This is a genomic window from Allocoprococcus similis (genome assembly GCF_054660775.1).
Window position 1 is genome coordinate 192,432 of record NZ_BAAHSG010000016.1, and the last position, 25,758, is coordinate 218,189.

Below are 25,758 nucleotides of genomic sequence, written 5' to 3' on the forward strand. Positions count from 1 at the left end.
TATGTAAGGAGGAGAAAATGGCAGATAAAAATATAGGGAAGATTACCCAGGTTATCGGTGCCGTTCTTGACCTTAAGTTTTCGGAAGGATACTTGCCGGAGATCAACGATGCAGTTGAGATCACACGCAAGGATGGAGGAAAACTTGTGGTAGAAGTTGCACAGCATCTGGGTGATGATATCGTAAGATGTATCGCCATGGGACCGACAGACGGACTGGTGCGAGGCATGGACGCCGTAGCAACCGGGGGACCGATTTCAGTTCCGGTTGGCGAAGCAACACTCGGACGTATCTTCAACGTACTGGGTGAGCCGATTGATGAAAAAGAGGCTCCGAAAGATGTTGAATACGCACCGATTCACAGAAAAGCTCCAAGCTTTGAAGAGCAGGCAACACAGACAGAGATGCTGGAGACAGGTATCAAGGTTGTTGACCTTCTGTGCCCGTATCAGAAAGGTGGAAAAATCGGTCTGTTCGGTGGAGCCGGTGTAGGAAAGACCGTTCTTATCCAGGAACTGATTACCAATATCGCAACGGAGCATGGTGGATATTCTGTATTCACCGGTGTAGGAGAACGTACCCGTGAAGGAAATGACCTTTACTATGAGATGACAGAATCTGGAGTTATCAAAAAGACAGCGATGGTATTCGGTCAGATGAATGAACCACCTGGAGCACGTATGAGAGTCGGACTTACAGGACTGACTCTTGCAGAATATTTCCGTGATAAAGGTGGAAAGGATGTACTTCTTTTCATTGATAACATTTTCCGTTTTACACAGGCAGGTTCCGAAGTATCAGCGCTTCTTGGACGTATGCCTTCAGCGGTAGGTTATCAGCCGACACTGCAGACAGAAATGGGTGCGCTGCAGGAGCGTATCACATCCACGAAGAACGGATCTATCACATCCGTGCAGGCAGTATATGTGCCAGCCGATGACCTTACTGACCCGGCTCCGGCAACAACATTTGCCCATCTGGATGCAACGACCGTACTTTCCCGTGCGATCACAGAGCTTGGTATTTACCCGGCTGTAGATCCGCTGGAATCTACTTCACGTATTCTGGATCCACACATTGTCGGAGAAGAACACTATAAAGTGGCCCGTGGAGTACAGGAGATTCTTCAGAAATACAAAGAACTGCAGGATATCATTGCAATTCTTGGTATGGATGAACTTTCCGAGGAAGATAAGCTGGTCGTATCCAGAGCAAGAAAGATCCAGAGATTCCTTTCCCAGCCATTCCATGTTGCGACACAGTTTACAGGTCTGGAAGGACGTTATGTTCCAATCAGCGAGACAATTCAGGGATTTAAAGAGATCCTCGAAGGAAAGCATGATGATATTCCGGAGGGATATTTCCTGAATGCAGGTAATATCGATGACGTGCTTGCCCGTGTGAAATAGGAGGGACGTCCTATGGCAGATAAATTTAAACTTAACATTATTTCGCCGGAAAAGAAGTTTCTGGAGGGTGACTGCGAATTCCTTGAATTTGTAAGTACTGAAGGAGAACTTGGTGTCTATGCAAAGCATATTCCGCTGACGACGATTCTTGAACCATGTGTGATGCGAATCCACAATGACGGGGAGATTAAGAAAGCGGCAATTCTCGGAGGATTTGTAGAAATCCTGCAGGAGAAGGTAACGGTGCTTGCGGAAGATGCACAGTGGCCGGATGAAATTGATGTGGCACGTGCCGAAGCGGCGAAGAAGCGCGCTGAGGACAGAATTGCTGCGAAGCAGGAAGGCACAGATATGCGCCGTGCAGAGGCAGCGCTGAAAAGAGCAGTTGCCCGAATTGGAGCAACTCAGTCATAAAGTATTAAAAACCGAGAATCCTTTGCTGGATTTTCGGTTTTTTTAATGAAGGAAAACTGGACAATAAGGGGGAATTTGCCTATAATAATTTTATTATATGATGATACCAGGGTCAAAAGGTCAGAAAGCCGATGCAAGCTTGCTTGCGAGAGTGCCAAAGCACGTAGCAATCTGGTATCAAAGGGGTCAAAATACCTTTTGACCCCAACATCACATCATTACATAACGTAAAAAAGAGTATGGATGGCAGGATAAAATTGAGAGGATAAAGGGATGAACAAACAGGACCAAATGACAATGCAGGAAGCGGAAAGAAAGATGGAATCTTTGAGGGAAGTGTTTCAGGTTGTCAGACTGGTAGACGGGAAAATGCTGATGGATCGGGAAAAACGGATAAATGCAGGAGATTTATCTGAAACGTGTCAGTGTTACACTTTCTGGAAAAAAGACAAGGAATGCGAGAACTGCAGCTCTCTTCTGGCACTGAAAGAACAGACGCAGAAGATAAAATTTGAATTTCTGGATTTGCAGGTATTTCAGGTGATCTCGCGTTATGTTGAGATTGATGGCAGACCTTATGTTATGGAAATGATTCAGAATCTTGATGAGAGTATTCAGATTGATCAGGAGGAGTATGAGAGGCTGATCAGTAAACTGTCAGGATATAATGAAAAGTTATATACGGATGTACTGACCGGGATATATAATCGGCGTTTTTTTGAAGAAAAGATCAAGAACATGGAGGATGAAGCCGGAATTGCAGTGATCGATCTGGATGATTTTAAGCTCCATAACGATACTTATGGACATAGTGCGGGAGATGCGGCACTTATAACGACGGCGAACATTATCAAAAAATATATCCGGAAGACGGATATTCTGATCCGGTATGGTGGAGATGAATTTTTACTGATCCTGCCTTCGATCAAGAAGCATATTTTTGAGGACAAGCTGAAACTGATCCGGGAAAAGATCCACGATGCGGTTGTGCCGAATTATGAGAAAATGCAGCTTTCGGTCAGCATCGGCGGAGCTATATTCCGCGAAGGCAATATTGAAGATGCTGTTGCCAGTGCTGACAGACAGATGTATATAGCTAAAAATTATAAAAATATGGTTGTCACAGAATGGGATGAAAATGGAAAGAAAAAGGAAGAAAATTCTGCATCAGAAAAACTGAAACAGCAGATCCTTATCGTGGATGATTCGGAAATAAACCGCGAGATTCTGAAAGAGATCCTGAAAGAGGACTACCGGATCCTGGAGGCGGCTAATGGAGAAGAATGTCTGGAACAACTGGAACGGTATGGAACAGGGATTTCTCTGGTGCTGCTCGATATCGTGATGCCGGAAATGGATGGATTTGAAGTCCTTGCTGCAATGAACCAGAATCATTGGATTGAAGATATTCCGGTAATCATGATTTCCAGTGAAGATTCAGATAGCTATATCAGACGGGCATATGAGATGGGCGTCTCAGATTACATCAGCCGCCCGTTTGATGCGAAAATTGTATATCAACGTGTCCTGAACATGATCAAGCTATATGCAAAACAGAGGAGACTGATCCGTCTGGTGACCAGGCAGATTTACGAAAAAGAGAGAAATAACCGGATGCTGATCGGTATCCTGAGCCAGATTGTTGAGTTCAGAAACGGAGAAAGTGGTCGTCATGTGATCCATATCAATCTGATCACACAGCTTTTACTGGAACAACTGGTGAAGAAGACAGGAAAATATCAGCTCTCATGGGAAGAAAGATTATTGATTGCAACAGCATCGGCTTTGCATGATATCGGAAAGGTTGGAATTGACGAGAAAATTCTGAACAAACCGGGAAAGCTTACCAAAGAGGAATTTGAGATTATGAAGACACATACCTTGATCGGTGCACAAATGCTGGATAATCTGGATATGTACCGGAATGAAAAGCTGCTCAAGCTTGCATATGAGATTTGCCGCTGGCATCATGAAAGATATGATGGAAAGGGATATCCGGACGGACTTGTCGGAGAAGAAATTCCGATTTCGGCACAAGTAGTATCGCTGGCGGATGTGTATGACGCCCTGGTGAGTGAACGGGTTTACAAGAAGGCATTTTCACATGAAAAAGCACTGGAAATGATCCAGAATGGTGAATGCGGTACATTTAACCCACTGTTACTTCAGTGTATGACCGAAGCACAGGATAAATTAAAGACAATGATGGAAGTGGCAGAAAATGAATTAAAAGGAGTAGAAAAGACAGAATGAAGGCACTTGTAATTGCAGAAAAACCTTCCGTTGCGCGTGATATTGCGCGCGTACTTAAATGTGGGAAAAAGATAAATGGAGCAATTGAAGGAGAGCGTTATATTGTAACCTGGGGACTTGGTCATCTGGTTACCCTGGCAGATCCGGAAGATTACGATAAAAAATATAAAGAGTGGAAAATGGATGTGCTTCCGATGAAGCCGGCTCCATTTAAGCTTGAAGTAATAAAGCAGACCGGAAAACAGTTCGCAGCGGTGAAAACACAGATTCACCGCAAGGATGTGAATGAGATTATCATTGCTACGGATGCAGGACGAGAAGGAGAACTGGTAGCAAGGCTGATTCTGGAAAAAGCAGGAAGCAAAAAGCCGATCAAGAGGCTGTGGATCTCATCTGTAACGGATAAAGCAATCAGGGAAGGTTTTGCAAAGTTGAAGAACGGGCATGAGTATGATGCGCTTTACGATGCTGCAATGTGCCGTGCCGAGGCAGACTGGCTGGTTGGAATCAATGCAACAAGGGCACTGACCTGTAAATATAATGCGCAACTTTCCTGTGGACGTGTACAGACACCAACGCTTGCGATGATTGCAAAAAGAGAAGAACAGATCCGTAGTTTCATTCCGAAAAGTTATTACGGGATTGCGGCAAAAGGAAAACAGATCACGCTTACATGGCAGGATCAGAAATCAAAGAGTTACCGGTCTTTTGATAAAGAAAAGATGGTTGGACTGGTGAAAAAGCTGGATGGTCAGAAGGCTGTGGTAGAAGAAGTAAAAAAGACGCCTAAAAAGACTTATGCGCCGCTTCTATATGATCTGACAGAGCTGCAAAGAGAAGCAAACCAGAGATTTGGATTTTCTGCAAAAGAAACGCTGAACATCATGCAGAGACTGTATGAGAACCATAAAGTACTGACCTATCCGAGAACGGATTCCAGATATCTGAGCAAAGACATTGTTCCGACGATCAAGGACCGCCTGGAGGCGTGTGGTACAGGACCGTACCGCAAACTTGCGATGACAGCACAGAAAAAGAATCTGAGCGGAAAGCTTGCTTTTGTAAATGATGCAAAGGTATCGGATCACCATGCGATCATCCCAACGGAACAGTATGTGGATCTGAGTCATATGACAAATGAAGAACGCAAGATTTATGATCTGGTCGTGCGGCGTTTTCTTGCAGTACTTTATCCGCCGTTCGAGTATGAGCAGACACAGGTGACAGTAAAGATCGGCAGTGAGACTTTACTTGCATCAGGAAAGATCGTGAAAGCACAGGGGTGGCGGGCAGCATACGAAGAGGAAGTCTATTCGTATGAAGATGAGGAAGAGGCAGCAGCTTATGAGTCTGGAAAAGGATTAAAAGGACAGACACTTCCGGAACTGGAAAAAGGGCAGGAGATTGCAGGACTTACGCTGTCACTGACAGAAGGTAAGACGAAGCCGCCGGCACATTTTAATGAAGCAACGCTGCTTTCGGCAATGGAGAATCCGACTGCCTATATGGAAAGCCATGATAAAGCGATGGCGAAGACGCTTGGTGAGACCGGTGGACTTGGAACGGTTGCGACAAGAGCGGATATTATTGAAAAGCTGTTCAAGAGCTTTTTATTGGAAAAGAGAGGCAAGGATATTTATCTTACCTCGAAAGCAAAACAGCTTCTGGAGCTTGTACCGGAAGAACTGAAGCAGCCGGAGCTTACGGCGGATTGGGAAATGCGTCTGTCGCAGATCGCGAAGGGAAAACTTTCGCGGAAAGTCTTTATGAAGGATATTGATCAGTATACGGATCAGGTGGTCGCTGAGATTAAGACAGGGGATGGTACGTTCCGTCATGATAATCTGACGAACAGTACGTGCCCGCGATGTGGAAAACGGATGCTTGCTGTGAAGGGCAAGAACAGTGAAATGCTGGTCTGCCAGGACAGAGAATGTGGATATCGTGAGACGGTATCACGGACAACGAATGCGAGGTGTCCGGTATGTCACAAGAAGATGCAGCTTCGCGGAAAAGGGGACGGGCAGATTTTTGTGTGCGTGTGCGGGCATAAGGAGAAGCTGACGTCCTTCCAGGAGCGCAGGAAAAAGGAAGGTGCGGGAGTCAGTAAGAAGGATGTGCAGAAATATTTAAGACAGCAGAAGGATGAGCCGGTGAATAATCCGTTTGCGGATGCGCTGGCGAAGATTAAGTTGTAGGGCTGGGTTGGGACGGCGTGTGGAAGGTTTGGCTTTCTGGTGCGTCTCATCGGCTTGATGGTTCCGTTTTGTCCAACATCCAGTCAAAGCCGATTCGAATGCACCAGAAAGCCAAACCTTCCACACGCCGTCCCATTGCCAGACAGAACGTTGTGGTGGGGCGCAGCGATCCGGCACCGTTGGTGCCTGCTGGTCGGTCTGGATTCCCTGCTTTTTTTGTAGCAACATTTTACCGAGATAGCATCCGTAAGATGCAAGCAGGGAGCTGATTGCAATTATTTGAAAAGTCATTTTACACTCCCCTGGAAAAATTTACTGTTTTTGAATGAACATCGGTTTGAACTCATGATATTTTTCAAAATGAGATTCATCTACACGTATGAAAGCAGATCCGATTTTGGCATGAAGATAAGGGATAATATCGCTGTCGTAATTGCAGATGGTGTTGAGTGCAAAGACATGATGATTATCCGGATTGTCCATATATTCGTCATCTTCATTGCCAGCCATGAATCTCCAGCCACTGTCCGGATTTCCTTCTGTTGGCTCTTCGCGGAGCATGTAGCCGACTTTGTAGCCTTCTTTTGTTATCTTATCGGAAACGATACAACCTTCCCCATTCGGCTCGTCCCATTCGATCAGATTTTCAATCGGGATTTCGATAAATCCCTGTTCTTTTTCTGCCATTTTTTTCCAGTATTCTTTTAATATATGAAGCAACGCTTTTGCATCTTCTGTTTCTGTGGCAGAATTGTATTCCTTCATCTCACTGAAGGTTCCAGATTCACTGACGATCCCAAGAAGCCATTTCCCAAAGAAAGATTTCTTGAATTTAAAGATCATACATTTGATCCCATCCTCATCCTCAAAAGAAGCCGTATACTCAATCTTCGCCGGTTTCCGCCCTAGCTCAGCCGGATCAGCCAACCAGTTTTCAAGTTCCTTCATAGCATTCGCAATTTCATTATTCATAACTTGGCACCTCACTATTTATAATAATTCCATGTTGATTGACTTTTTTGTAAATATCAGACCGCCAGTTCACATGCAAAGTCTGAAAAATATACACCTATAATTCAGTATACCATAAACCCAATTATTTCAATATAAAATATGTTCTTTTTACAACCAAAATCCAGTAAAATAAATCCCCACACAATATCCCAAGCCACAGGACGAATGTCCGCCTGGCGCCCGTTCTGAACAACACTCAACTTCGCGAGTAGAGTTCCGGGGCGTCCCTCCCGTCTTGAAGCGCGCAGATTTTTGGGCAATCCTGTTTCCGGGGCATATGCAGGAACGTTACAGGAAGTTAGGGGAAGAAAGCGGCAAGAGGTGGACACCAGCCGTGCCTCCCGCACGACTGGTGAGGACAGCCTGAGCCGCGAAATCATCAGATTTCGGGGCGAATCTGTCCGGTGCCGCCACTTGCCGCTTCCTTCCCCGTTATCTCCCTGTTACATTCCGAATCCGCCCCAGAAACAGGATTGCCCGAAAATCGTCCCCCTTCCACACCCGCCCCAGGAACCCCACTCCCCTATACCGCATACACTAAAGCATAGAAAAAAGAAGTGGAAGTGCCAGACATGGACCTGAGATTGCCTTATTATATGATGTATCCCATCCCATACGCATTCGATGAAGACAAAATCCAGCAGCGCGACGGGGAATACCTCCGAAGCATGTATCCAGCAACAGCCAAAAAGATTTACACATATATCCAGGAAGAATGCGACCGTCAGGAATACGAAGGAAGTATGATCTACGATGAGTACCCGGATAAACTCCAGCTCCGTCTGATGTGCCGCAGAGCATATGACCAGGTTATGAAACAGGAAACATGGGAAAAAGAAACCTATACCCCGGAGCAAATCCGGGAAATAGTAGAAATCCTGATGTACCAGGAACTGATGGAAAGAAGAGGAAAAGACAGAAGGCAAAAAGAAAAAACAGTTGCTTCATGCACAGGACTTGTGCTATAATATCGTCCGATATAAAAATGACAGCATCTGAAACAGAGTTTCGGTAAGGAGAGAACCAGGATACATATGAAGAATATTATATTTATCGGAATGCCGGCAGTCGGAAAAAGTACCGTCGGAGTTGTAGTCGCGAAGCGGCTTGGATACGAATTTATTGATACGGATCTGCTGATTCAGAAAAAGGAGAACAGACTTTTGCGGGAGATTATCGCAGAAGAAGGTCTGGACGGATTCTTAAGTATTGAGAATCAGGTCAATCGGGATGTAGAAGCAGAACATGCGGTGATTTCCCCGGGAGGAAGTGTTGTTTACTGTGAGGAAGCGATGAAGCACTACAAAGAGATTGGAACCATTGTCTATCTGCACGCGTCATTTGAAGTCATCAATTCCAGACTGAAGAATGCAAAGAAAAGGGGAGTTGCACTTCGGGACGGACAGACACTGAAAGATTTATATGACGAAAGAGTAGTATTATTTGAAAAATATGCAGATATTACTGTTTCGGAAGATGGATTGGAGCTGGAAGAAACCATTGAAAATGTAATGGAAATTCTGGAAAATCAATAAATTTTTTAAAGAAAATATTACAAAAGTTTTACGAAAATGAAGAAAGCAAGATAAATAATTTTGCAATGCATATAGAATTATGCTATACTGATAAATGATATAGAGAATTATTACGAAAAGCTTCATACAAATCCTGAGAGATCTGGAAAGAATAGAAAGTATGAGGTTTTTTATTCATGAAATAATAAAGAGTATAAATAGAGTGTTTGACAGAAGCATAGAACAGGATATATTTCAGAGGGAAAGAAATCGTTAATTGAGGTGCGAAATGGAACAGTATATTATTAAGGGTGGCAATCCGCTGGTCGGCGAAGTCGAGATCGGTGGAGCAAAGAATGCAGCACTGGCAATTCTGGCAGCTGCGATTATGACAGATGAGACAGTTACTATCGATAACCTTCCGGATGTCAACGATATCAACGTTCTGCTGGAAGCAATCAGCGGAATTGGTGCCGAGGTTGACCGTATTGACCGGCACACAGTCAGAATCAACGGAAGCAATATTGAGAATTTTGATATAGAATATGATTACATCAAGAAGATCCGTGCATCTTATTATCTGCTCGGAGCACTTCTTGGCAAGTATAAGAGAGCAGAAGTTGCTCTTCCGGGAGGATGCAATATCGGAAGCCGTCCGATCGACCAGCATCTGAAAGGTTTTCGTGCGCTTGGTGCTTATGTGGATATCGAGCATGGTAAGATTATCGCAGAGGCAGAGCGTCTGATCGGAAAGCACATTTATTTTGATGTAGTAAGTGTAGGGGCTACGATCAATGTAATGATGGCAGCTTCTATGGCAGAAGGACTTACGATCCTTGAGAACGTGGCAAAAGAACCACACGTTGTTGATGTGGCAAACTTCCTGAACAGCATGGGAGCAAATATCCGTGGTGCAGGTACAGATGTGATCAAGATCCGCGGTGTATCCCGTCTGCATAAGACAGATTATTCCATTATTCCGGATCAGATCGAAGCCGGAACATTTATGTTCGCAGCAGCAGCAACCAGAGGGGATGTAACCGTTATGAACGTTATCCCGAAGCATCTGGAAGCTACGATCGCAAAGCTTGTTGAGATTGGCTGTGAAGTAGAAGAATTTGACGATGCAGTACGTGTTGTATCCAAGGGAGACCTTCACAATACACAGGTGAAGACCCTTCCTTATCCGGGATTTCCGACAGATATGCAGCCGCAGATCGGTGTTACACTTGCTCTTTGTAAAGGGACAAGCACGATTACAGAAAGTATTTTCGAGAATCGTTTCAAATATCTTTCAGAACTTGCAAGAATGGGTGCAAATGTCAAGGTTGAAGGCAATGCAGCGACTATCGAAGGCGTAGATAAATTCTCGGGAGCAAGAGTCAGTGCACCAGACCTTCGTGCAGGAGCAGCACTTGTGATTGCAGGAATGGCCGCAGATGGCATTACGATCGTAGATGACATCGTATATATCCAGAGAGGATACGAACGTTTTGAAGAGAAGCTCAGAAGTCTCGGTGCAGTGATCGAGAGAGTTTCTACAGAACGTGAGATCCAGAAATTCAAGTTAAAAGTAGGTTAAGACAGGAATTCCTGTTTTGATAGAACATATTTCCCAAAATGTATATTGACGGAAGGTATGGACAGTGTTATGATGTGTAGCGGTAACAATTAAATACGCTTTCTCTTATTCAGAGTGGTGGAGGTACAAAGGACCTGCGAAGCCACGGCAACCCCGGTAAGCCGGAAGGTGCCAACCTGAGCGAGCAATCGAACAATAAGAGGATTGATGATGAGATATCAGGTCAGTCCTTTGGGGCTGACCTTTAAATTTGCATAGACAGAAGAGAAATTCTGTTTGTCGATTTTCATTATTCCAGAGATAAGAGAGGCAGATACAAAGAAGAAAAGAAAGGAAAAAAGATGGAGAGATTATTATTTACTTCTGAATCAGTAACTGAAGGACATCCGGATAAGATGTGCGACCAGATTTCCGATGCGATCCTGGATGCACTTATGGAGCAGGACCCAATGAGCCGTGTGGCATGCGAGACATGCGCGACTACAGGAATTGTTATGGTAATGGGAGAAATTACTACAAATGCATATGTAGATATTCAGAAAATCGTTCGTGATACTGTTCGCGAAATTGGTTATACAAGAGGAAAGTACGGATTTGATGCTGACACATGTGGCGTTCTGACAGCAATTGACGAACAGTCAAGTGATATTGCTATGGGTGTTGATAAAGCACTTGAAGCAAAGGAACACAAGATGTCAGATGAAGAACTGGAAGCAATCGGTGCAGGAGACCAGGGAATGATGTTTGGATATGCTTCTGATGAGACAGAAGAATATATGCCTTATCCGATTTCACTTGCACATAAGCTTGCAAAGCGTCTTACAGAAGTAAGAAAGAACGGAACACTTCCTTACCTTCGTCCGGATGGAAAATCACAGGTAACTGTAGAATATGATGAAAATGGAGTTCCGGCCCGCCTTGATGCAGTAGTACTTTCTACACAGCATGATCCGGATGTAACACAGGAACAGATCCATGAAGACGTGAAAAAATACATTTTTGATGAAATCCTTCCGGCAGATATGGTAGATGAGAATACAAAATTCTTCATCAATCCGACCGGACGTTTTGTGATCGGTGGACCACACGGTGACAGCGGACTTACAGGACGTAAGATCATCGTAGATACCTACGGTGGAATGGCCCGTCATGGTGGTGGAGCTTTCTCTGGAAAGGACTGCACAAAGGTAGACCGTTCCGCAGCTTACGCAGCAAGATACGTTGCAAAGAACATCGTAGCAGCAGGAATCGCTAAAAAGTGTGAGATCCAGCTTTCTTATGCAATCGGTGTTGCACAGCCGACCTCTGTCATGGTAGATACTTTCGGAACAGGAAAGATCGCAGATGATAAGCTCGTAGAGATCATCCGTGAGAACTTCGACCTTCGTCCGGCAGGAATCATCAAGATGCTTGACCTGAGACGTCCGATCTACAAACAGACAGCAGCTTACGGTCACTTTGGACGCAACGACCTGGATCTTCCATGGGAGAAGCTGGACAAAGTGGATACTCTGAAAAAATATCTTTAATAACAAGTTCTGGATTTGATCGTTTTAGAAAAAATTTAGAAAATTTTACGGGTGCTTTGATGTGAAGCACCCGTTTTTATGATATGCTATTAGTTATCAGAGAGATTTACGTGAGCGCCAGACGGACGAACCTCAGATGGCGCCCGCGATGAATGGAGGATGAATATAGCATGAAACTAAGGACAAGGCTGGTCATTTCCTTTGTGACGATGATCACGATACCGACCATACTGACGGCGGCATTTATTTTTGGAATTGCGCGCTATCAGATCGGGGTCATTGAGCATACTTACGGAATTACCGGCGAAGAATACAAGGATTTTGCCAATTCTATGAAAGTACTTGGTGATATGCCGGAGATCCAGCAGTTTATTATCAGTGCATGCGTTGCGGTAGTCCTGATCCTGGCACTTACCGCGATGATCATGGTGGTGTGGATTTACGGAAGTATCATCAGTCCGATCCACAAGCTGCAGGAAGCTGCCAAGAATGTAGAGGAAGGCAACCTGAATTTTGAAATCAAACCGGAAAAAGATGACGAACTCGGCGAACTGATGCAGGCATTTGAAAAGATGCGGATTCGTCTGAGAGACAATGCAGAGGAGAAGCTGAAGAGTGACCGGGAAAGTAAAGAACTGATCAGCAATATTTCCCATGACCTTAAGACGCCGATCACAGCGATTAAAGGTTATGTAGAAGGAATTCGTGACGGGGTTGCAGATACGCCGGAGAAGATGGATAAATATATCGGAACCATTTACAATAAGGCGAATGAGATGGATACGCTGATCAATGAACTGACCTTATATGCGAAGATCGATACAAACCGGATTCCGTACAACTTTGCACCACTTTCAGTCAACGATTATTTCAATGACTGTGCCGAAGATATTGAGATGGAGCTGGATTCCAAGAATGTAGAGTTTGGTTATTTCAATTATGTCGAAGGGAATCAGAAGATCATTGCAGATCCGGAGCAGTTGAAGAGAGTGATCAACAACATTGTCAGCAATTCTCTGAAATACATGGAACGAGAGCACGGGCTGATCAACCTGCGGGTAAAAGACGTGGGTGATTTTATCCAGGTAGATCTTGAGGATAATGGAAAAGGAATCGCAGCGAAGGATCTGCCGAATATATTTGACCGGTTCTACCGGACGGATGCTTCAAGGAATTCATCCAAGGGCGGAAGCGGAATCGGTCTTTCAATCGTGAAGAAGATCATTGAAGATCACGGTGGCAAAATCTGGGCGACCAGCCGGGAAGGTGTTGGCACAGTGATGTATTTTGTAATCAGAAAATATCAGGAGGTACCGATAAATGAGTAAGATTTTAATTGTAGAAGACGAAGAGAGTATTGCAGATCTGGAGAAAGATTATCTGGAGTTGAGTGGATTTGAAGTAGAGGTTGCAAATGATGGACAGACAGGGCTTGATAAGGCGCTTTTCGGTGATTTTGATCTGGTGATCCTGGATCTGATGCTTCCGGGCGTGGATGGCTTTGAGATTTGTCGTAAGGTTCGTGCAGAAAAGAATACACCGATCATCATGGTATCTGCGAAAAAAGATGATATCGACAAGATCAGAGGACTCGGACTTGGGGCTGATGACTATATGACCAAGCCGTTTAGTCCAAGCGAGCTGGTGGCAAGGGTAAAAGCACATCTGGCACGTTATGAGCGGCTGATCGGAAGTGCCGTGGAAGAGAATAAGGTGATCGAGATCCGCGGACTTAAGATTGATACCACTGCACGCCGGGTGTGGGTAAACGGAGTGGAGAAGAATTTTACAACAAAAGAGTTTGATCTTCTGACCTTCCTTGCCAGCCATCCGAACCATGTATACACCAAGGATGAACTTTTCAGCGAGATCTGGGATATGGAATCCATCGGAGATATCGCAACGGTAACTGTGCACATCAAGAAAATCCGTGAAAAAATTGAATATGATACCTCAAACCCACAGTATATTGAGACAATATGGGGTGTGGGATATCGATTTAAGATGTAAAACGGATCCAGTGTCAAACGCCTGAACTTGCAATCGTTCGGGCACTTTGATATTGGGACAGAATGATCGAGTAGAAGAATAAAAGGAAAGAGATTACAGTATGATAACCAGTACAGGAAATGCCAGGGTAAAACAGCTTGTTACATGGCAGAAAAAGAGGAAGGCGCGTGATGAAGAAGGCATCTATATCGTAGAGGGGATCCGGATGTACCGGGAAGCTCCGCGTGCGCAGGTGAGAGAGGTTTATGTATCGGAGCAGTTTTACAGCCGATATGGAGAAGAACTGGGACTTTCAGCATGGGGAAGACAGATGGAAATCCTGTCAGATCATGTATTTTCCCACGTGTCAGATACAAAGACACCACAGGGGATCCTGCTTGTGATGGAGCAGAGAAGCTGTGAGATACGTGAGATGCTGGAGCTGGATGCGCAGGGAAGGAAACCGCTTCTGATGGTGCTGGATAACCTGCAGGATCCGGGAAACCTGGGAACCATTCTCCGTGCAGGGGAAGCGGCAGGCGTAACCGGCGTGATCATGAGTTACGACTGTGTGGATATTTACAATCCCAAGGTGATCCGTTCAACGATGGGATCGGTTTACCGGATGCCGTTTGTGTATGTAGAGCATTTACCGGAAACTCTGGAAGTACTTGCAGAAGCCGGGATTCATTCCTATGCGGCACATCTGAAAGGAAAGAACAGCTACGATCAGGAGGATTACACAAGAGGGACAGCATTTTTAATTGGAAATGAGGGTAACGGACTTCGGGATGAAGTGGCAGATGCAGCAGAGTGTTATATCAAAATTCCGATGTGCGGAGAGGTAGAATCGCTGAATGCGGCAGTGGCATCTTCGGTATTGATGTTCGAGGCGGCAAGACAGCGCCGGTAGTGATGAGGGGAAATCAAGCGCAAAGGAGAGTGTGATTTGATGAAACCAATAATCGATTTAAATAAAGAATATGGATTGGTATTCGATGGAGGAGGAGCCAGAGGTGCGTATCAGATTGGTGCGTGGCGGGCTCTCTCGGAAGCTGGTGTGAAGATCAGTGCAGTAGCGGGTACTTCTGTGGGCGCCCTGAATGGCGCCCTTGTTTGTATGGGAGATCTGGAGAAAGCAGAACATATCTGGAAAGAGATGGCATTTTCCCGTGTTATGGATGTGGATGAGGAGTTGATGGAACAGTTCTTTGATGGAGAGGCATCCATAAGAGAGATTTTGAAAGGTCTCTGGAAGAAACTTGCAGATGGTGGAATTGATATTACACCGCTTAAGGAATTGATCCATGAGGTTGTAGACGAAGAAAAGATCAGGAAATGCGGAAAAGAATTCTGTCTTCTGACATTTTCTGTATCAGATATGAAAGAGCTGGATCTGAGTATTGAGGATATACCGGAAGGACTTCTGGAGGATTTCCTGCTTGCCAGTGCTTATCTGCTTGGCTTTAAAAATGAACCTCTGCATGGGAAGACCTATATCGATGGCGGGGCGGTCAATAACGTGCCGACCGGGTCTCTCTTAAAAAGAGGCTATAAGGATCTGATCCAGGTGAGGATCTTCGGACCGGGAAGAGTGCCGAGGACAACGATCCCGGAGGATGGTTCCCTGCTGGAGATCGAACCGAGAGTCGGACTTGGCAGTATTCTTGAATTTTCATCAAAGCGGAGCCGCCAGAACCTTAAAATCGGTTATTATGATGCAAAAAGGGCACTCTACGGGCTCACTGGATCGATTTACTATATTGAAGAAACGCGAGAAGAGTGTTATTATGTAGAAATAATGAAGCTTTTGAGCGAACTTGAAAAGACGGAATATCGTTTTAAATTAAAGCTGCCGATCGGCTGCGCAGACAGAGAACTGTTCTATGGAATGCTGGAGGCAAGTGCAAAGCTCATGAGAATTCCAAAATACAATATTTATACAGCAGATGAACTGTGGAATGAGACAAGCAGAAAGTACGAGACTCTTACAGATGAGGGAAAAGAAAAACTGCCGAAATTCGTCCATGCGATTGCAAAGCTGAGAAAGGACTACAAGATGAATTTAAAAGGAAGAAGTTTTTTGAAACTGGAAGATTATACACCGGCAGAGATTGAATATCTCGTTGACCTGGCAGGTGAGTTAAAGGCAAAGAAGAAAGCAGGAATTAAGGGACACAGCCTGGAAGGAAAGAACATTGCCCTTATTTTTGAAAAACCGTCTACAAGAACCAGATGTGCATTTACCGTAGGTGCACAGGATGAAGGTGGAATCCCGACATACCTTGCAGGTAACGAGATCCAGTTAGGTGATAAAGAGAGTATCGAAGATACAGCACGTGTGCTTGGAAGAATGTTCGATGGAATCGAATTCCGTGGATTTGAACAGAGATACGCAGATGTACTTGCAGAGTACAGCGGAGTTCCGGTATGGAATGGTCTGACAGATGCAACACATCCGACACAGTGCCTTGCCATGTTCCTTACCATGAAAGAAGAATTCGGTCATCTCAAAGGACTGAAAGTGGCATACCTTGGAGACGGACGTAACAATGTTGCCAACAGCCTTCTGGTAGGATGCGCAAAGGTTGGTGTAGATGTAGCGATCGTTGCACCAAAAGCGCTCTGGACTTCGGAATCCCTGTGGAAGAGATGTGAAGAATATGCAAAAGAATCCGGAGCTAAGATTGAGATCACAGAAGATCTTGACGGTGTAAAGGGAGCAGATGTTATTTACACAGATGTATGGATTTCCATGGGTGAAGAAAAGAAAGAACAGGAAAGAGAGCGTCTCGGAAAGCCATATCAGGTAAATACAGCTCTGATGGAACGTACGGGAAAAGATACTACAATCTTCTCACATTGCCTGCCGGCGATCAAAGAAAAAGAAGTTACCGAGGAAGTATTTGAAGGACCACAGTCAAGAGTATTTGATGAAGCTGAGAACCGTCTGCATACAATCAAGGCAGTTATGGTTGCAACTTTAGGAGAGAACGAATAATAAGCATGAAAGCAGAGATATTAAAGATGCTCCGGCAGAGCGATGGGTATCTGTCGGGGCAGCAGCTCTGTGACCACTTCCAGGTGTCCAGGACTGCTGTGTGGAAAGCAATCAATCAGTTAAAAGAAGAAGGCTATGAGATCGAAGCCGTGAGAAACAAAGGTTATCGCATTGTGGATATTCCGGATCGGATTACCGCAGATGCGATAAAAAGTTGTCTGGAGACAAAATGGATGGCGAAAAATCTGGAGTATTATGACGAGATCGATTCGACCAATAACCGGGCCAAAGCACTTGGCGAGGCCGGAGGTGCGGATGGAACTCTTTTTGTTGCGGAGACGCAGACGGCGGGAAAAGGAAGGCGCGGCAGATGCTGGCAGTCACCGGCAGGCAGTAGTATTTCCATGTCGATTCTGTTACGACCAAAGATGAATCCATCAGATGCACCGATGCTGACGCTTGTCATGGCATATGCATCGACGATAGCCCTGCGTGAAAAGACCGGGCTGGATATCGGGATCAAATGGCCGAATGACCTGGTCGTGAATGGAAAGAAGATCAGCGGAATCCTGACAGAGATGAGTGCAGAGATCGATTACATCAATCATGTGGTGATCGGAATCGGAATCAATGTCAATATGGAGTCCTTTCCGGAAGATATCGCAAAGACGGCGACTTCGCTGCGGATCGAAGCCGGAAAAGAATTCCGCCGGTTTGAGCTGATCGCTGCGATCATGGAGCATTTTGAAAAAGCTTACGAAGCGGTCTGCGAGGCGGGAAGTCTGAAGCCGATCATGGAAGACTATAACCGTCTGCTGGTGAACTGTGGACGTCGGGTACGGGTGCTGGAACCGGAACACGAATACGATGCACTGGCACTTGGAATTGACAAGACCGGGGAATTACAGGTAGAATGTGAAGACGGAAGCAGAAAGTCTGTTTTTGCCGGAGAAGTTTCGGTACGTGGAATTTATGGGTATGTATAGAAGGAGTATTTATGTATCAGGATAAGATCGTATTATGCGGAGCAAACTCTTACGAAGAAAAATTTTATATGAATCCGGATTTTGATAATCTGCCGCAGCACATCAAGGATGAACTGAAGATCATGTGTGTGCTGTATGTACATGACGTGGGAGGAATCCTGACGCTTGTATTTGAAGAGAATGGAGAGCTGGAATTTGAAGTCACAGCAGCAGAAGGCGATCCGATGTTTGACGAGATCGGAAGCCGACTGAAGATCAAAGAGATCCAGACGGACGAGAAAAAGCAGGAGCTTCTGACACAGCTTCAGCTTTACTACAAAGTATTTTTCCTGGGGGAAGAGATCGAATGATAAAGACACTGACGATAGGAAATGTAGAGCTTCCGAACCGTTATGTGCTGGCACCGATGGCAGGGGTAACAGACCTGCCATTTCGTCTGTTATGCAAGGAACAGGGAGCAGGACTGCTGTGTATGGAAATGATCAGTGCAAAGGCACTCCAGTATAAGAATAAGAATACCAAGGCGCTGCTTGCGATTGATCCAAGAGAATACCCGGTATCACTTCAGCTTTTCGGGGAAGATCCGGACATCATTTCCGAGCAGGCAAAGCGGATCGAAGAACTTCCATTTCAGATCCTGGATATCAATATGGGCTGTCCGGTTCCAAAGGTCGTGCGCAATGGAGAAGGTTCGGCGCTACTGAAGGATCCGAAGCGGATCTATGATATTGTATATAAGACAGCGAGAGCGATCAGGAAACCGGTGACGATAAAGATCCGCAAAGGATTTGACGATACCTGTATCAATGCACCGGAGGTTGCGAAGATCGCAGAAGAAGCAGGTGCAGCGGCGATTGCAGTACACGGAAGGACCAGAGAACAGTATTACTCCGGAAATGCAGACTGGGAGATTATCCGTAAGGTGAAAGAAGCAGTGAAGATTCCTGTAATCGGGAATGGAGATGTGACAAACGGACAGAAGGCACTGGATATGTTTGAGCAGACCGGCTGTGATGGTGTGATGATCGGAAGAGGCTGCCAGGGAAATCCATGGATTTTCCGGGAACTGCTGGCGTATGAAGAGACCGGTTTCTTGCCGGAAAGACCGAGTGCAGAGCAGATCCGGGAAACAATGCTGCGTCATGCAAGACTGCAGATCGAGTTCAAGGGAGATTATATCGGAATCCGTGAAATGCGCAAGCATGTGGCATGGTATACCAAGGGAATGCAGGGTTCTGCGAAGCTCAGAGATGAGATCAATCAGGTGGAAAGTTATGAAGAACTGGAGAACCTTTTAATGGAAAAAATCGGATAGACATAAAACGTGTTCTTTCGCATGAGAGAATGCGTTTTTGCATATATTAAACCAGCAAAGAATTGTTGACACAGCCGCCGGAAATATGTATAATAATGAAATTGTGAAAGTAGCTTTAAATGCGGATAAAATCAGTATCTGCGGCTTGAATAGAAAATGATTTGTCAGTAAGTAAGGAGAATTATAATGGAAGCAAAGAAAACATTACTCACCTATACAGGACTTAAGAAACTGGAAGATGAGCTTGAAAATTTAAAAGTTGTGAAAAGAAAAGAAGTGGCAGGAAAGATCAAAGAAGCCAGAGAACAGGGAGACCTTTCAGAGAACGCTGAGTACGATGCAGCAAAGGACGAGCAGCGTGATATCGAAGCACGTATCGAAGAACTTGAGAAAATCCTCAAGAATGCAGAAGTTGTAGTAGAAGATGACGTGGATCTTGATACCATCAACATCGGATGTACAGTAGATGTATATGATAAAGAATTTGAAGAGGAAATCGTATTCCAGCTGGTAGGTTCTACAGAAGCAAACAGCCTAGAAGGTAAGATTTCCAATGAATCTCCGGTAGGAAAAGCCCTGATCGGTAAGAAAGTCGGAGACGTAGTATCAGTTGAGACACAGGCAGGAGTTATTGAGTACGAAGTACTGAAAATCAACCGTTCAGTATAAGACGATATACAGCAGAGAGAAGGAGTGAAAAAAGTGGCAACACAGCAGAACAATGGACAGGAACAGGATTTGAATCATTTAAGAAAGGTGCGCCGTGAGAAACTTGCAGAACTGCAGGCAAACGGACAGAATCCTTTTGAGATCACAAAATATGACGTAACACATCACAGCCAGGAAGTCAAAGACAACTTTGATGAACTGGAAGGAAAGCATGTTGTACTCGCAGGACGTATGATGTCCAAACGTGTGATGGGAAAAGCATCTTTCTGTAATGTGCAGGATTTACAGGGAAATATCCAGTCTTATGTAGCAAGAGACAGTATCGGGGAAGAAGAATACAAAGCATTCAAGAAGATGGATATCGGTGATATCGTAGGTCTTGAAGGTGAAGTATTTAAGACAAAGACAGGAGAGATCTCCATTCATGCATCTGCTGTAAAGCTCCTTTCAAAGAGTCTGCAGATCCTTCCGGAGAAGTTCCATGGACTGACAAACACAGATACTCGTTATCGTCAGAGATATGTGGATCTGATCATGAACCCGGAAGTAAAGGATACCTTTATTAAACGTTCCAAGATCCTTACTGCAATCCGTAAATATCTTGGAAATGAAGGCTTTATGGAAGTAGAGACTCCGATGCTTGTACAGAATGCCGGAGGAGCAGCTGCAAGACCGTTCGAGACACATTTCAACGCCCTGAACGAAGATCTGAAGCTCCGTATCTCTCTGGAACTTTACCTGAAGAGACTGATCGTTGGTGGTCTGGAAAGAGTATATGAGATCGGACGAGTATTCCGTAACGAAGGTCTTGATACAAGACACAACCCGGAATTTACTCTGATGGAACTCTACCAGGCATACACAGATTATCATGGCATGATGGATCTGACTGAGAATCTGTACCGTTTCGTTGCACAGGAAGTTCTCGGAACTACTCAGATCGTATACAAAGGAATCGAGATGGATCTTGGAAAGCCGTTCGAGCGCATCACAATGGTTGACGCTGTTAAGAAATATGCAGGTGTTGACTGGAACGAAGTAGAGACACTGGAACAGGCAAGAGAGCTTGCAAAAGCACACAATCTTGAATTTGAAGAAAGACATAAAAAGGGTGATATCCTGAACCTGTTCTTCGAAGAATATGTAGAAGAGCACCTTCTTCAGCCGACATTCGTTATGGATCATCCGGTTGAGATCTCACCACTTACAAAGAAGAAACCGGAAAATCCGGACTATGTAGAACGTTTCGAGTTCTTTATGAATGGATGGGAAATGGCAAATGCTTACTCAGAGCTGAATGACCCGATCGATCAGAGAGAACGTTTCAAAGCACAGGAAGAACTGCTTGCACAGGGTGATGATGAAGCCAACACAACAGATGAAGACTTTATGAACGCACTGGAAATCGGTATGCCGCCTACAGGTGGTATCGGATTTGGTATCGACCGTATGTGTATGCTTCTGACAGGGGCTGAGGCAATCAGAGATGTGTTGCTGTTCCCGACAATGAAGTCCCTGGACGCTGACAAGAAGGTGAATAAGACTTCCGAAGCAGCTCCTGCAGCTGCAGAAAAAGTTGCAGAGAAGGTTGATTTCTCTAACGTAAAGATCGAGCCAATCTTTGAAGAAATGGTTGATTTTGAGACATTTGCAAAATCTGATTTCCGTGCAGTTAAGATTTTAGCTTGTGAAGCAGTACCGAAGTCAAAGAAGCTTCTGAAGTTTACATTAGATGACGGAGAACGCAAGGATCGCGTGATTTTAAGCGGTATCCACGAGTATTACGAGCCGGAAGAACTGGTTGGTAAGACAGCAATCGCTATCGTGAACCTGCCACCGAGAAAGATGATGGGAATTGATTCCGAAGGTATGCTGATCTCAGCAGTACATGAGGAAGACGGTCACGAAGGACTGAACCTTCTGATGGTAAATGACAGAATCCCGGCTGGTGCAAAGCTGTACTAAGAGATAAATAGAAGATGAGATAGAAAAAAGAGTCATAGCATACGATTTGCAGTGGCTCTTTTTTGCAAATAGTATCAAATAAGAAGCCCAGTCTGGGAGGAGTAAAATGCTGAATATATATTTAGGTGATATGCCGGAAGCAATTTATCATCCTCCGACATATTTCGATAACACATATGAGGATGAATGGATTACAAATTCCTTATCAGTGAAAATGATAAAAGATGTAGACAAATCAGATGTAATTGGTACACATTTAATTGAGAGTCCGATACTTGGTCCTATTTCACCAAAGGAATTATCTGGGGGAGTAAAGACGCTGATGCTGATGGCGTTTGATGAAAATGAGAGAGTGTTTAATGCTTCTGCATGTGGTGATAATTGTTCAAAATGGATTTTACAAATTGGAGAAGCAAAAGAACTGACGATCAATCTGCGTCATATCATGAATTTTGGGAAAGATGCATTTGAAGCGAAAATTTTGAATACAGGGCAGACCGTCCATAATATGAAAGAATTTGTGGAGATTGCCGGAGAGTATGTATAGGTGATAATGAATGAAGGGTAGACACCGGGTAATTGTAAAAAATAATAAACTGCATTATGAATTTGAAATTAAAAGGAATATCACGATCATAAAAGGAGATAGTGCGACGGGAAAGACAACTCTGATTAATATGATCCGGCAATTTGCGAACATGGGTAATTCGAGTGGGATCGATGTGATCTGTGATGTTCCATGCAGGGTGCTTGAGGGAATAGACTGGAAACTGATTTTGCAGAATATTTCGGGAAATATTGTTTTTATAGATGAAGAAAATGCATTTATACGTTCGGAAGAATTTGCATCAGCGATTCAGAAATCGGATAATTATTTCGTGATTATTACAAGAGAAAATTTATATAATCTTCCATACAGTGTTGAAGAAATTTACGGTCTTTACTCATCTGGGAAATATCAGAATACACGCCGTGTTTATCAGCAGATGTACAGAATTTATTCCGGAATGGACAGGCTCTCGGTACAACCGGAGAAAATAGTTGTTGAGGATTCCAATTCGGGATATGAATTTTTCAAGTTTGTAGCAGATGAAAATGATATGGAATGTGAAAGTGCCGGTGGAAAAACAAAGTTGTATTCTGTTTTAAAGGAGAAGCAGGGTGAAGTCTGTGTGATTGCGGACGGAGCTGCAATAGGGGCTGAAATGGAGAAACTTTATGGACTGGCACAGGAGAATGTAAATGTGAAATTATATTTACCAGAATCATTTGAATGGATTATTCTAAAATCAGGTTTGATTGCGTCAAAAGAGATTGAAAAGATTTTAGAGGAACCGGAAAATTATATAGATAGCAGAGAATATTTTAGCTGGGAAAGATATTTTACGCATTTGTTAATTCAGTTGACGGAAGGAACATACTTTAAATATCAGAAAAGCAGACTGAATCCAGTGTATTTGCATGAGAAAAATAAAAAGCAGATAGTAGATGGGATGGAAGGGGTGAAATTGGGGAAATAAGTTTACTAATAAAGTAAGTGTGCAGGCTCAGAAGGGAATAATTTTTATATGGTGAGATACAAGAAAAAATTAGAGGATGATATACGGTGTCCTCTTGAATATGGACTGGCAATATTTGGCGGCAAATGGAAGTCGCGCATTATATGTGTGCTATCTGCTAATGAAAAATTGCGATATAGCGAACTTCGCAAAGAAATGTACAATATCACGGATGCTGTATTGGCTGCGACATTGAAAGACTTGATAGAAGATGGAATTATTGACAGAAAATTTTATGCATATTGAAGGAATGCCTGAAGATAAAAATAATGTGCCATTTTACACAAAATATGGGTTTTCGGTTATGGAGAATGGATCGGCAATCCAGATTTGCAATTTCGGCTCTTGTGAGTAAGGACGGTGCATGGGATTACATAAAGCCAATAGAGGATTCGTCAATCAGTAGACTTTATAAATGAATTCAAAAAAGAGCCGAAAAGGTCAGATGACCTCTTCAGCTCTTTTTAATTCGACCCATTAAAAATTCCCCTACATTTTTTTATAGGCGTTACCCCATTCGACCATTGAGTCGAGAATAGGTTTCAGAGTAAGTCCAAGTTCGCTGAGGCTGTACTCAACTCTTGGTGGAACCTCCGGGTAAACTGTGCGAACTATGAGACCATCATTTTCCATGGAGCGCAAACTATCGGTGAGAACTTTCTGACTGATTCCCTCAAGATTTTTCTTTAATTCATTGAATCGCCAAGGGCGGTCTAACAGATTTCGGATAATCAGTAGTTTCCATTTACTGCCGATGAGCGAAACTGTGGTTGCAACCGGACATTCCGGCAATTCTTCTTTTGTTAACATATGATCGCCTCCTTGTATAACATCCTTTTTTATTGTTATATTTAATTTTAATGTAACAGACCAAAAGAAGCAATAGGTTATAAAAAAGTAACCAGGGTCACCTTTTTATGCCTATGTAATAAAAAAGTGCGTACTTTTGTCAGTTAAGAACTCTTGATATTATAATCTTGCAACAAAGATAACAACAAACAAAAATATCAGGAGGTAACAAAATGGCATTATCAAATCTTTTCGGATGGAAAAAGAAAGCAGAAACAGAAACCAGTGCAGCATGCGGAACAGCGTGTGGAGCAGCAGGTAAACCAGAGGAGAAACCGGCAGCATGCGGAACAGCATGTGGAGCAGCAGACAAACCGGAAGAGAAACCGGCAGCATGCGGAACAGCGTGTGGAGCAGCAGACAAACCAGCAGAGAAACCGACAGCATGCGGAACAGCATGTGGAGCATCTGACAAGTAGAATGATTTAAGGAAGGAGTTGGATAGGATGAGTCAGTATTTTTCTTTTCAGTGGCATATTACAGATGAATGTGATCAGCGGTGTAAGCATTGTTATATTTTCTCAGGCGAAGGCTGTAAGGAATTAAAGTCCATGACCTGGAAGCAGATGACAGAGGTAGTGGAAAACTGTGAGGATTTCTGCAAAGTATATGGCAGAGTACCATATTTCTATATTACTGGCGGAGATCCTATCCTTCATCCGGATTTTTGGAAATTAATGATATTACTGAAATCGAAAAAGATACCTTTTACCTTAATGGGGAATCCATTTCATTTGAACGACGAAATTTGCAGAATGTTAAAGGTTTGTGGTTGTGAGAAGTATCAGATGTCCCTTGATGGAATGCGAGAAACACATGACTGGTTCAGAAAGCCGGGAAGCTTTGATCTGACGATTGAGAAGATCGGATGTCTGAACAGAGCAGGAATAAAAAGTGTAATTATGAGCACGGTATCCAAAACAAATATGGAAGAGATACCGGATATTATTGATGAAGTTGTAAAAGCGAAAGTAAAGGTTTTTGCATTTTCGCGCTATGTGCCTACAGGTGGTGAAGTTGATACAAGCATGACACCGGAAGAATACAGAAAACTTCTGGAAGTTTGTGATGCAAAGTATAAGGCATATGAAAAGACAGGATGTGAGACCTATTTTAATAAAAAGGATCATTTGTGGACGCTGTATGAATATGAAACAGGAGAGTTTAAGCTTCCTGAGAGTACAGAGGCAGGAATGATCTATGGCGGCTGTAACTGTGGAAATTGTCATATTACCATATCTTCCAACGGAGATATTATGGCATGCAGAAGGGTGACAGACAGTAAAGTGGCCAATATTTTTGAAGACCGACTGGCAGACGTCTGGATCTGTCAGATGGAAAAATACAGAGATTACGATAAATTTGTAAAATGCAGTAAGTGTGAACTTAAGGCATGGTGCCGTGGATGTCCGGCAGTTGCCAATGGAACAAGCGGTAACTTTTATGGGGCAGATCCGCAGTGCTGGAAGTCAAGAAATGAGATTACCGGGGAATTATTGGAGGAGCAATAGA

General features: G+C 43.9%; 24 protein-coding genes and 1 riboswitch. Of the genes, 22 read left to right on the forward strand and 2 right to left on the reverse strand.

Annotation, left to right across the window (positions count from 1 at the left end):
* The first annotated feature begins 17 nt into the window (after positions 1–17).
* The 4 genes from atpD (at position 18) to ACYQ5K_RS08665 (ending at position 6,274) form a co-directional block, all read left to right on the forward strand.
* Positions 18–1,409, forward strand: a complete 1,392-nt coding sequence (gene atpD, locus ACYQ5K_RS08650; protein ID WP_173687942.1) for a F0F1 ATP synthase subunit beta — start codon at positions 18–20, stop codon at positions 1,407–1,409.
* A 12-nt stretch (positions 1,410–1,421) separates the two neighbouring features.
* Positions 1,422–1,823, forward strand: a complete 402-nt coding sequence (atpC, locus tag ACYQ5K_RS08655; protein ID WP_173687941.1) for an ATP synthase F1 subunit epsilon — start codon at positions 1,422–1,424, stop codon at positions 1,821–1,823.
* A 273-nt stretch (positions 1,824–2,096) separates the two neighbouring features.
* Positions 2,097–4,076, forward strand: coding sequence for a diguanylate cyclase (locus tag ACYQ5K_RS08660; protein WP_459777459.1), 1,980 nt, complete (start codon positions 2,097–2,099; stop codon positions 4,074–4,076).
* Entirely contained in the window at positions 4,073–6,274 is a 2,202-nt protein-coding gene (locus ACYQ5K_RS08665) for a DNA topoisomerase III (RefSeq protein WP_459777460.1), read from the forward strand. Before ACYQ5K_RS08660 ends, ACYQ5K_RS08665 begins: the two co-directional genes overlap by 4 nt.
* A 312-nt stretch (positions 6,275–6,586) precedes the next feature.
* On the opposite strand, the gene ACYQ5K_RS08670 is transcribed toward ACYQ5K_RS08665, so the two are convergent.
* A complete protein-coding gene (locus ACYQ5K_RS08670) occupies positions 6,587–7,246 on the reverse strand; it encodes a DUF2185 domain-containing protein (protein WP_178024392.1) in 660 nt (219 codons plus the stop codon).
* Positions 7,247–7,860: 614 nt separating this feature from the next.
* Between ACYQ5K_RS08670 and ACYQ5K_RS08675 the strand changes: the two genes are divergently transcribed.
* From ACYQ5K_RS08675 to ACYQ5K_RS08750, 16 genes are all read left to right on the forward strand, one after another.
* The gene (locus ACYQ5K_RS08675) at positions 7,861–8,256 is read left to right on the forward strand and encodes a hypothetical protein (RefSeq protein WP_173687937.1); all 396 of its coding nucleotides are present in this window, start codon (positions 7,861–7,863) and stop codon (positions 8,254–8,256) included.
* Positions 8,257–8,322: 66 nt separating this feature from the next.
* Positions 8,323–8,823: a shikimate kinase gene (locus tag ACYQ5K_RS08680; RefSeq protein WP_173687936.1), complete on the forward strand. Its 501-nt coding sequence runs from the start codon at positions 8,323–8,325 to the stop codon at positions 8,821–8,823.
* A gap of 268 nt (positions 8,824–9,091) precedes the next feature.
* Positions 9,092–10,384 carry a UDP-N-acetylglucosamine 1-carboxyvinyltransferase gene (locus ACYQ5K_RS08685; protein ID WP_008370094.1) on the forward strand — a complete coding sequence of 431 codons (1,293 nt, stop codon included), beginning with the start codon at positions 9,092–9,094 and terminating at the stop codon, positions 10,382–10,384.
* A gap of 102 nt (positions 10,385–10,486) precedes the next feature.
* Positions 10,487–10,586: riboswitch (SAM riboswitch) on the forward strand.
* A 139-nt stretch (positions 10,587–10,725) separates the two neighbouring features.
* On the forward strand, positions 10,726–11,913 hold the full coding sequence (metK, locus tag ACYQ5K_RS08690; protein ID WP_195230207.1) for a methionine adenosyltransferase: 1,188 nt from the start codon (positions 10,726–10,728) through the stop codon (positions 11,911–11,913).
* A 170-nt stretch (positions 11,914–12,083) separates the two neighbouring features.
* On the forward strand, positions 12,084–13,241 hold the full coding sequence (locus ACYQ5K_RS08695; RefSeq protein ID WP_459777461.1) for a sensor histidine kinase: 1,158 nt from the start codon (positions 12,084–12,086) through the stop codon (positions 13,239–13,241).
* On the forward strand, positions 13,234–13,923 hold the full coding sequence (locus tag ACYQ5K_RS08700; RefSeq protein WP_008370100.1) for a response regulator transcription factor: 690 nt from the start codon (positions 13,234–13,236) through the stop codon (positions 13,921–13,923). Before ACYQ5K_RS08695 ends, ACYQ5K_RS08700 begins: the two co-directional genes overlap by 8 nt.
* A 100-nt stretch (positions 13,924–14,023) precedes the next feature.
* Complete coding sequence (locus tag ACYQ5K_RS08705; RefSeq protein ID WP_459777462.1) at positions 14,024–14,815, forward strand: TrmH family RNA methyltransferase; 792 nt, start codon at positions 14,024–14,026, stop codon at positions 14,813–14,815.
* 39 nt (positions 14,816–14,854) lie between these two features.
* Positions 14,855–16,903 (forward strand): ornithine carbamoyltransferase, encoded by a 2,049-nt coding sequence (argF, locus tag ACYQ5K_RS08710; RefSeq protein WP_173687931.1) that lies wholly within the window; start codon positions 14,855–14,857, stop codon positions 16,901–16,903.
* Between the two features lie 5 nt (positions 16,904–16,908).
* A complete protein-coding gene (locus tag ACYQ5K_RS08715) occupies positions 16,909–17,889 on the forward strand; it encodes a biotin--[acetyl-CoA-carboxylase] ligase (protein WP_173687930.1) in 981 nt (326 codons plus the stop codon).
* Between the two features lie 11 nt (positions 17,890–17,900).
* Positions 17,901–18,239, forward strand: a complete 339-nt coding sequence (locus ACYQ5K_RS08720; protein WP_173687929.1) for a DUF6145 family protein — start codon at positions 17,901–17,903, stop codon at positions 18,237–18,239.
* Positions 18,236–19,204, forward strand: a complete 969-nt coding sequence (gene dusB / locus ACYQ5K_RS08725; protein ID WP_173687928.1) for a tRNA dihydrouridine synthase DusB — start codon at positions 18,236–18,238, stop codon at positions 19,202–19,204. Before ACYQ5K_RS08720 ends, dusB begins: the two co-directional genes overlap by 4 nt.
* A gap of 186 nt (positions 19,205–19,390) precedes the next feature.
* On the forward strand, positions 19,391–19,873 hold the full coding sequence (greA, locus tag ACYQ5K_RS08730) for a transcription elongation factor GreA (protein ID WP_173687927.1): 483 nt from the start codon (positions 19,391–19,393) through the stop codon (positions 19,871–19,873).
* 33 nt (positions 19,874–19,906) lie between these two features.
* A complete protein-coding gene (gene lysS / locus ACYQ5K_RS08735) occupies positions 19,907–21,838 on the forward strand; it encodes a lysine--tRNA ligase (RefSeq protein ID WP_173687926.1) in 1,932 nt (643 codons plus the stop codon).
* Between the two features lie 106 nt (positions 21,839–21,944).
* On the forward strand, positions 21,945–22,385 hold the full coding sequence (locus ACYQ5K_RS08740) for a DUF4869 domain-containing protein (protein WP_173687925.1): 441 nt from the start codon (positions 21,945–21,947) through the stop codon (positions 22,383–22,385).
* A 10-nt stretch (positions 22,386–22,395) separates the two neighbouring features.
* A complete protein-coding gene (locus ACYQ5K_RS08745; RefSeq protein WP_173687924.1) occupies positions 22,396–23,358 on the forward strand; it encodes a translation initiation factor 2 in 963 nt (320 codons plus the stop codon).
* A 48-nt stretch (positions 23,359–23,406) separates the two neighbouring features.
* The gene (locus ACYQ5K_RS08750; RefSeq protein ID WP_173687923.1) at positions 23,407–23,643 is read left to right on the forward strand and encodes a winged helix-turn-helix transcriptional regulator; all 237 of its coding nucleotides are present in this window, start codon (positions 23,407–23,409) and stop codon (positions 23,641–23,643) included.
* 243 nt (positions 23,644–23,886) lie between these two features.
* On the opposite strand, the gene ACYQ5K_RS08755 is transcribed toward ACYQ5K_RS08750, so the two are convergent.
* Positions 23,887–24,207: a winged helix-turn-helix transcriptional regulator gene (locus ACYQ5K_RS08755; protein ID WP_173687922.1), complete on the reverse strand. Its 321-nt coding sequence runs from the start codon at positions 24,205–24,207 to the stop codon at positions 23,887–23,889.
* Between the two features lie 212 nt (positions 24,208–24,419).
* On the opposite strand from ACYQ5K_RS08755, the gene acgA reads away from it, so the two are divergent.
* The gene (gene acgA, locus ACYQ5K_RS08760; protein ID WP_173687921.1) at positions 24,420–24,665 is read left to right on the forward strand and encodes an ACGX-repeat peptide; all 246 of its coding nucleotides are present in this window, start codon (positions 24,420–24,422) and stop codon (positions 24,663–24,665) included.
* 27 nt (positions 24,666–24,692) lie between these two features.
* Positions 24,693–25,757, forward strand: a complete 1,065-nt coding sequence (gene acgM / locus ACYQ5K_RS08765) for a radical SAM/SPASM domain protein, ACGX system (RefSeq protein ID WP_173687920.1) — start codon at positions 24,693–24,695, stop codon at positions 25,755–25,757.
* Position 25,758: the final 1 nt, after the last annotated feature.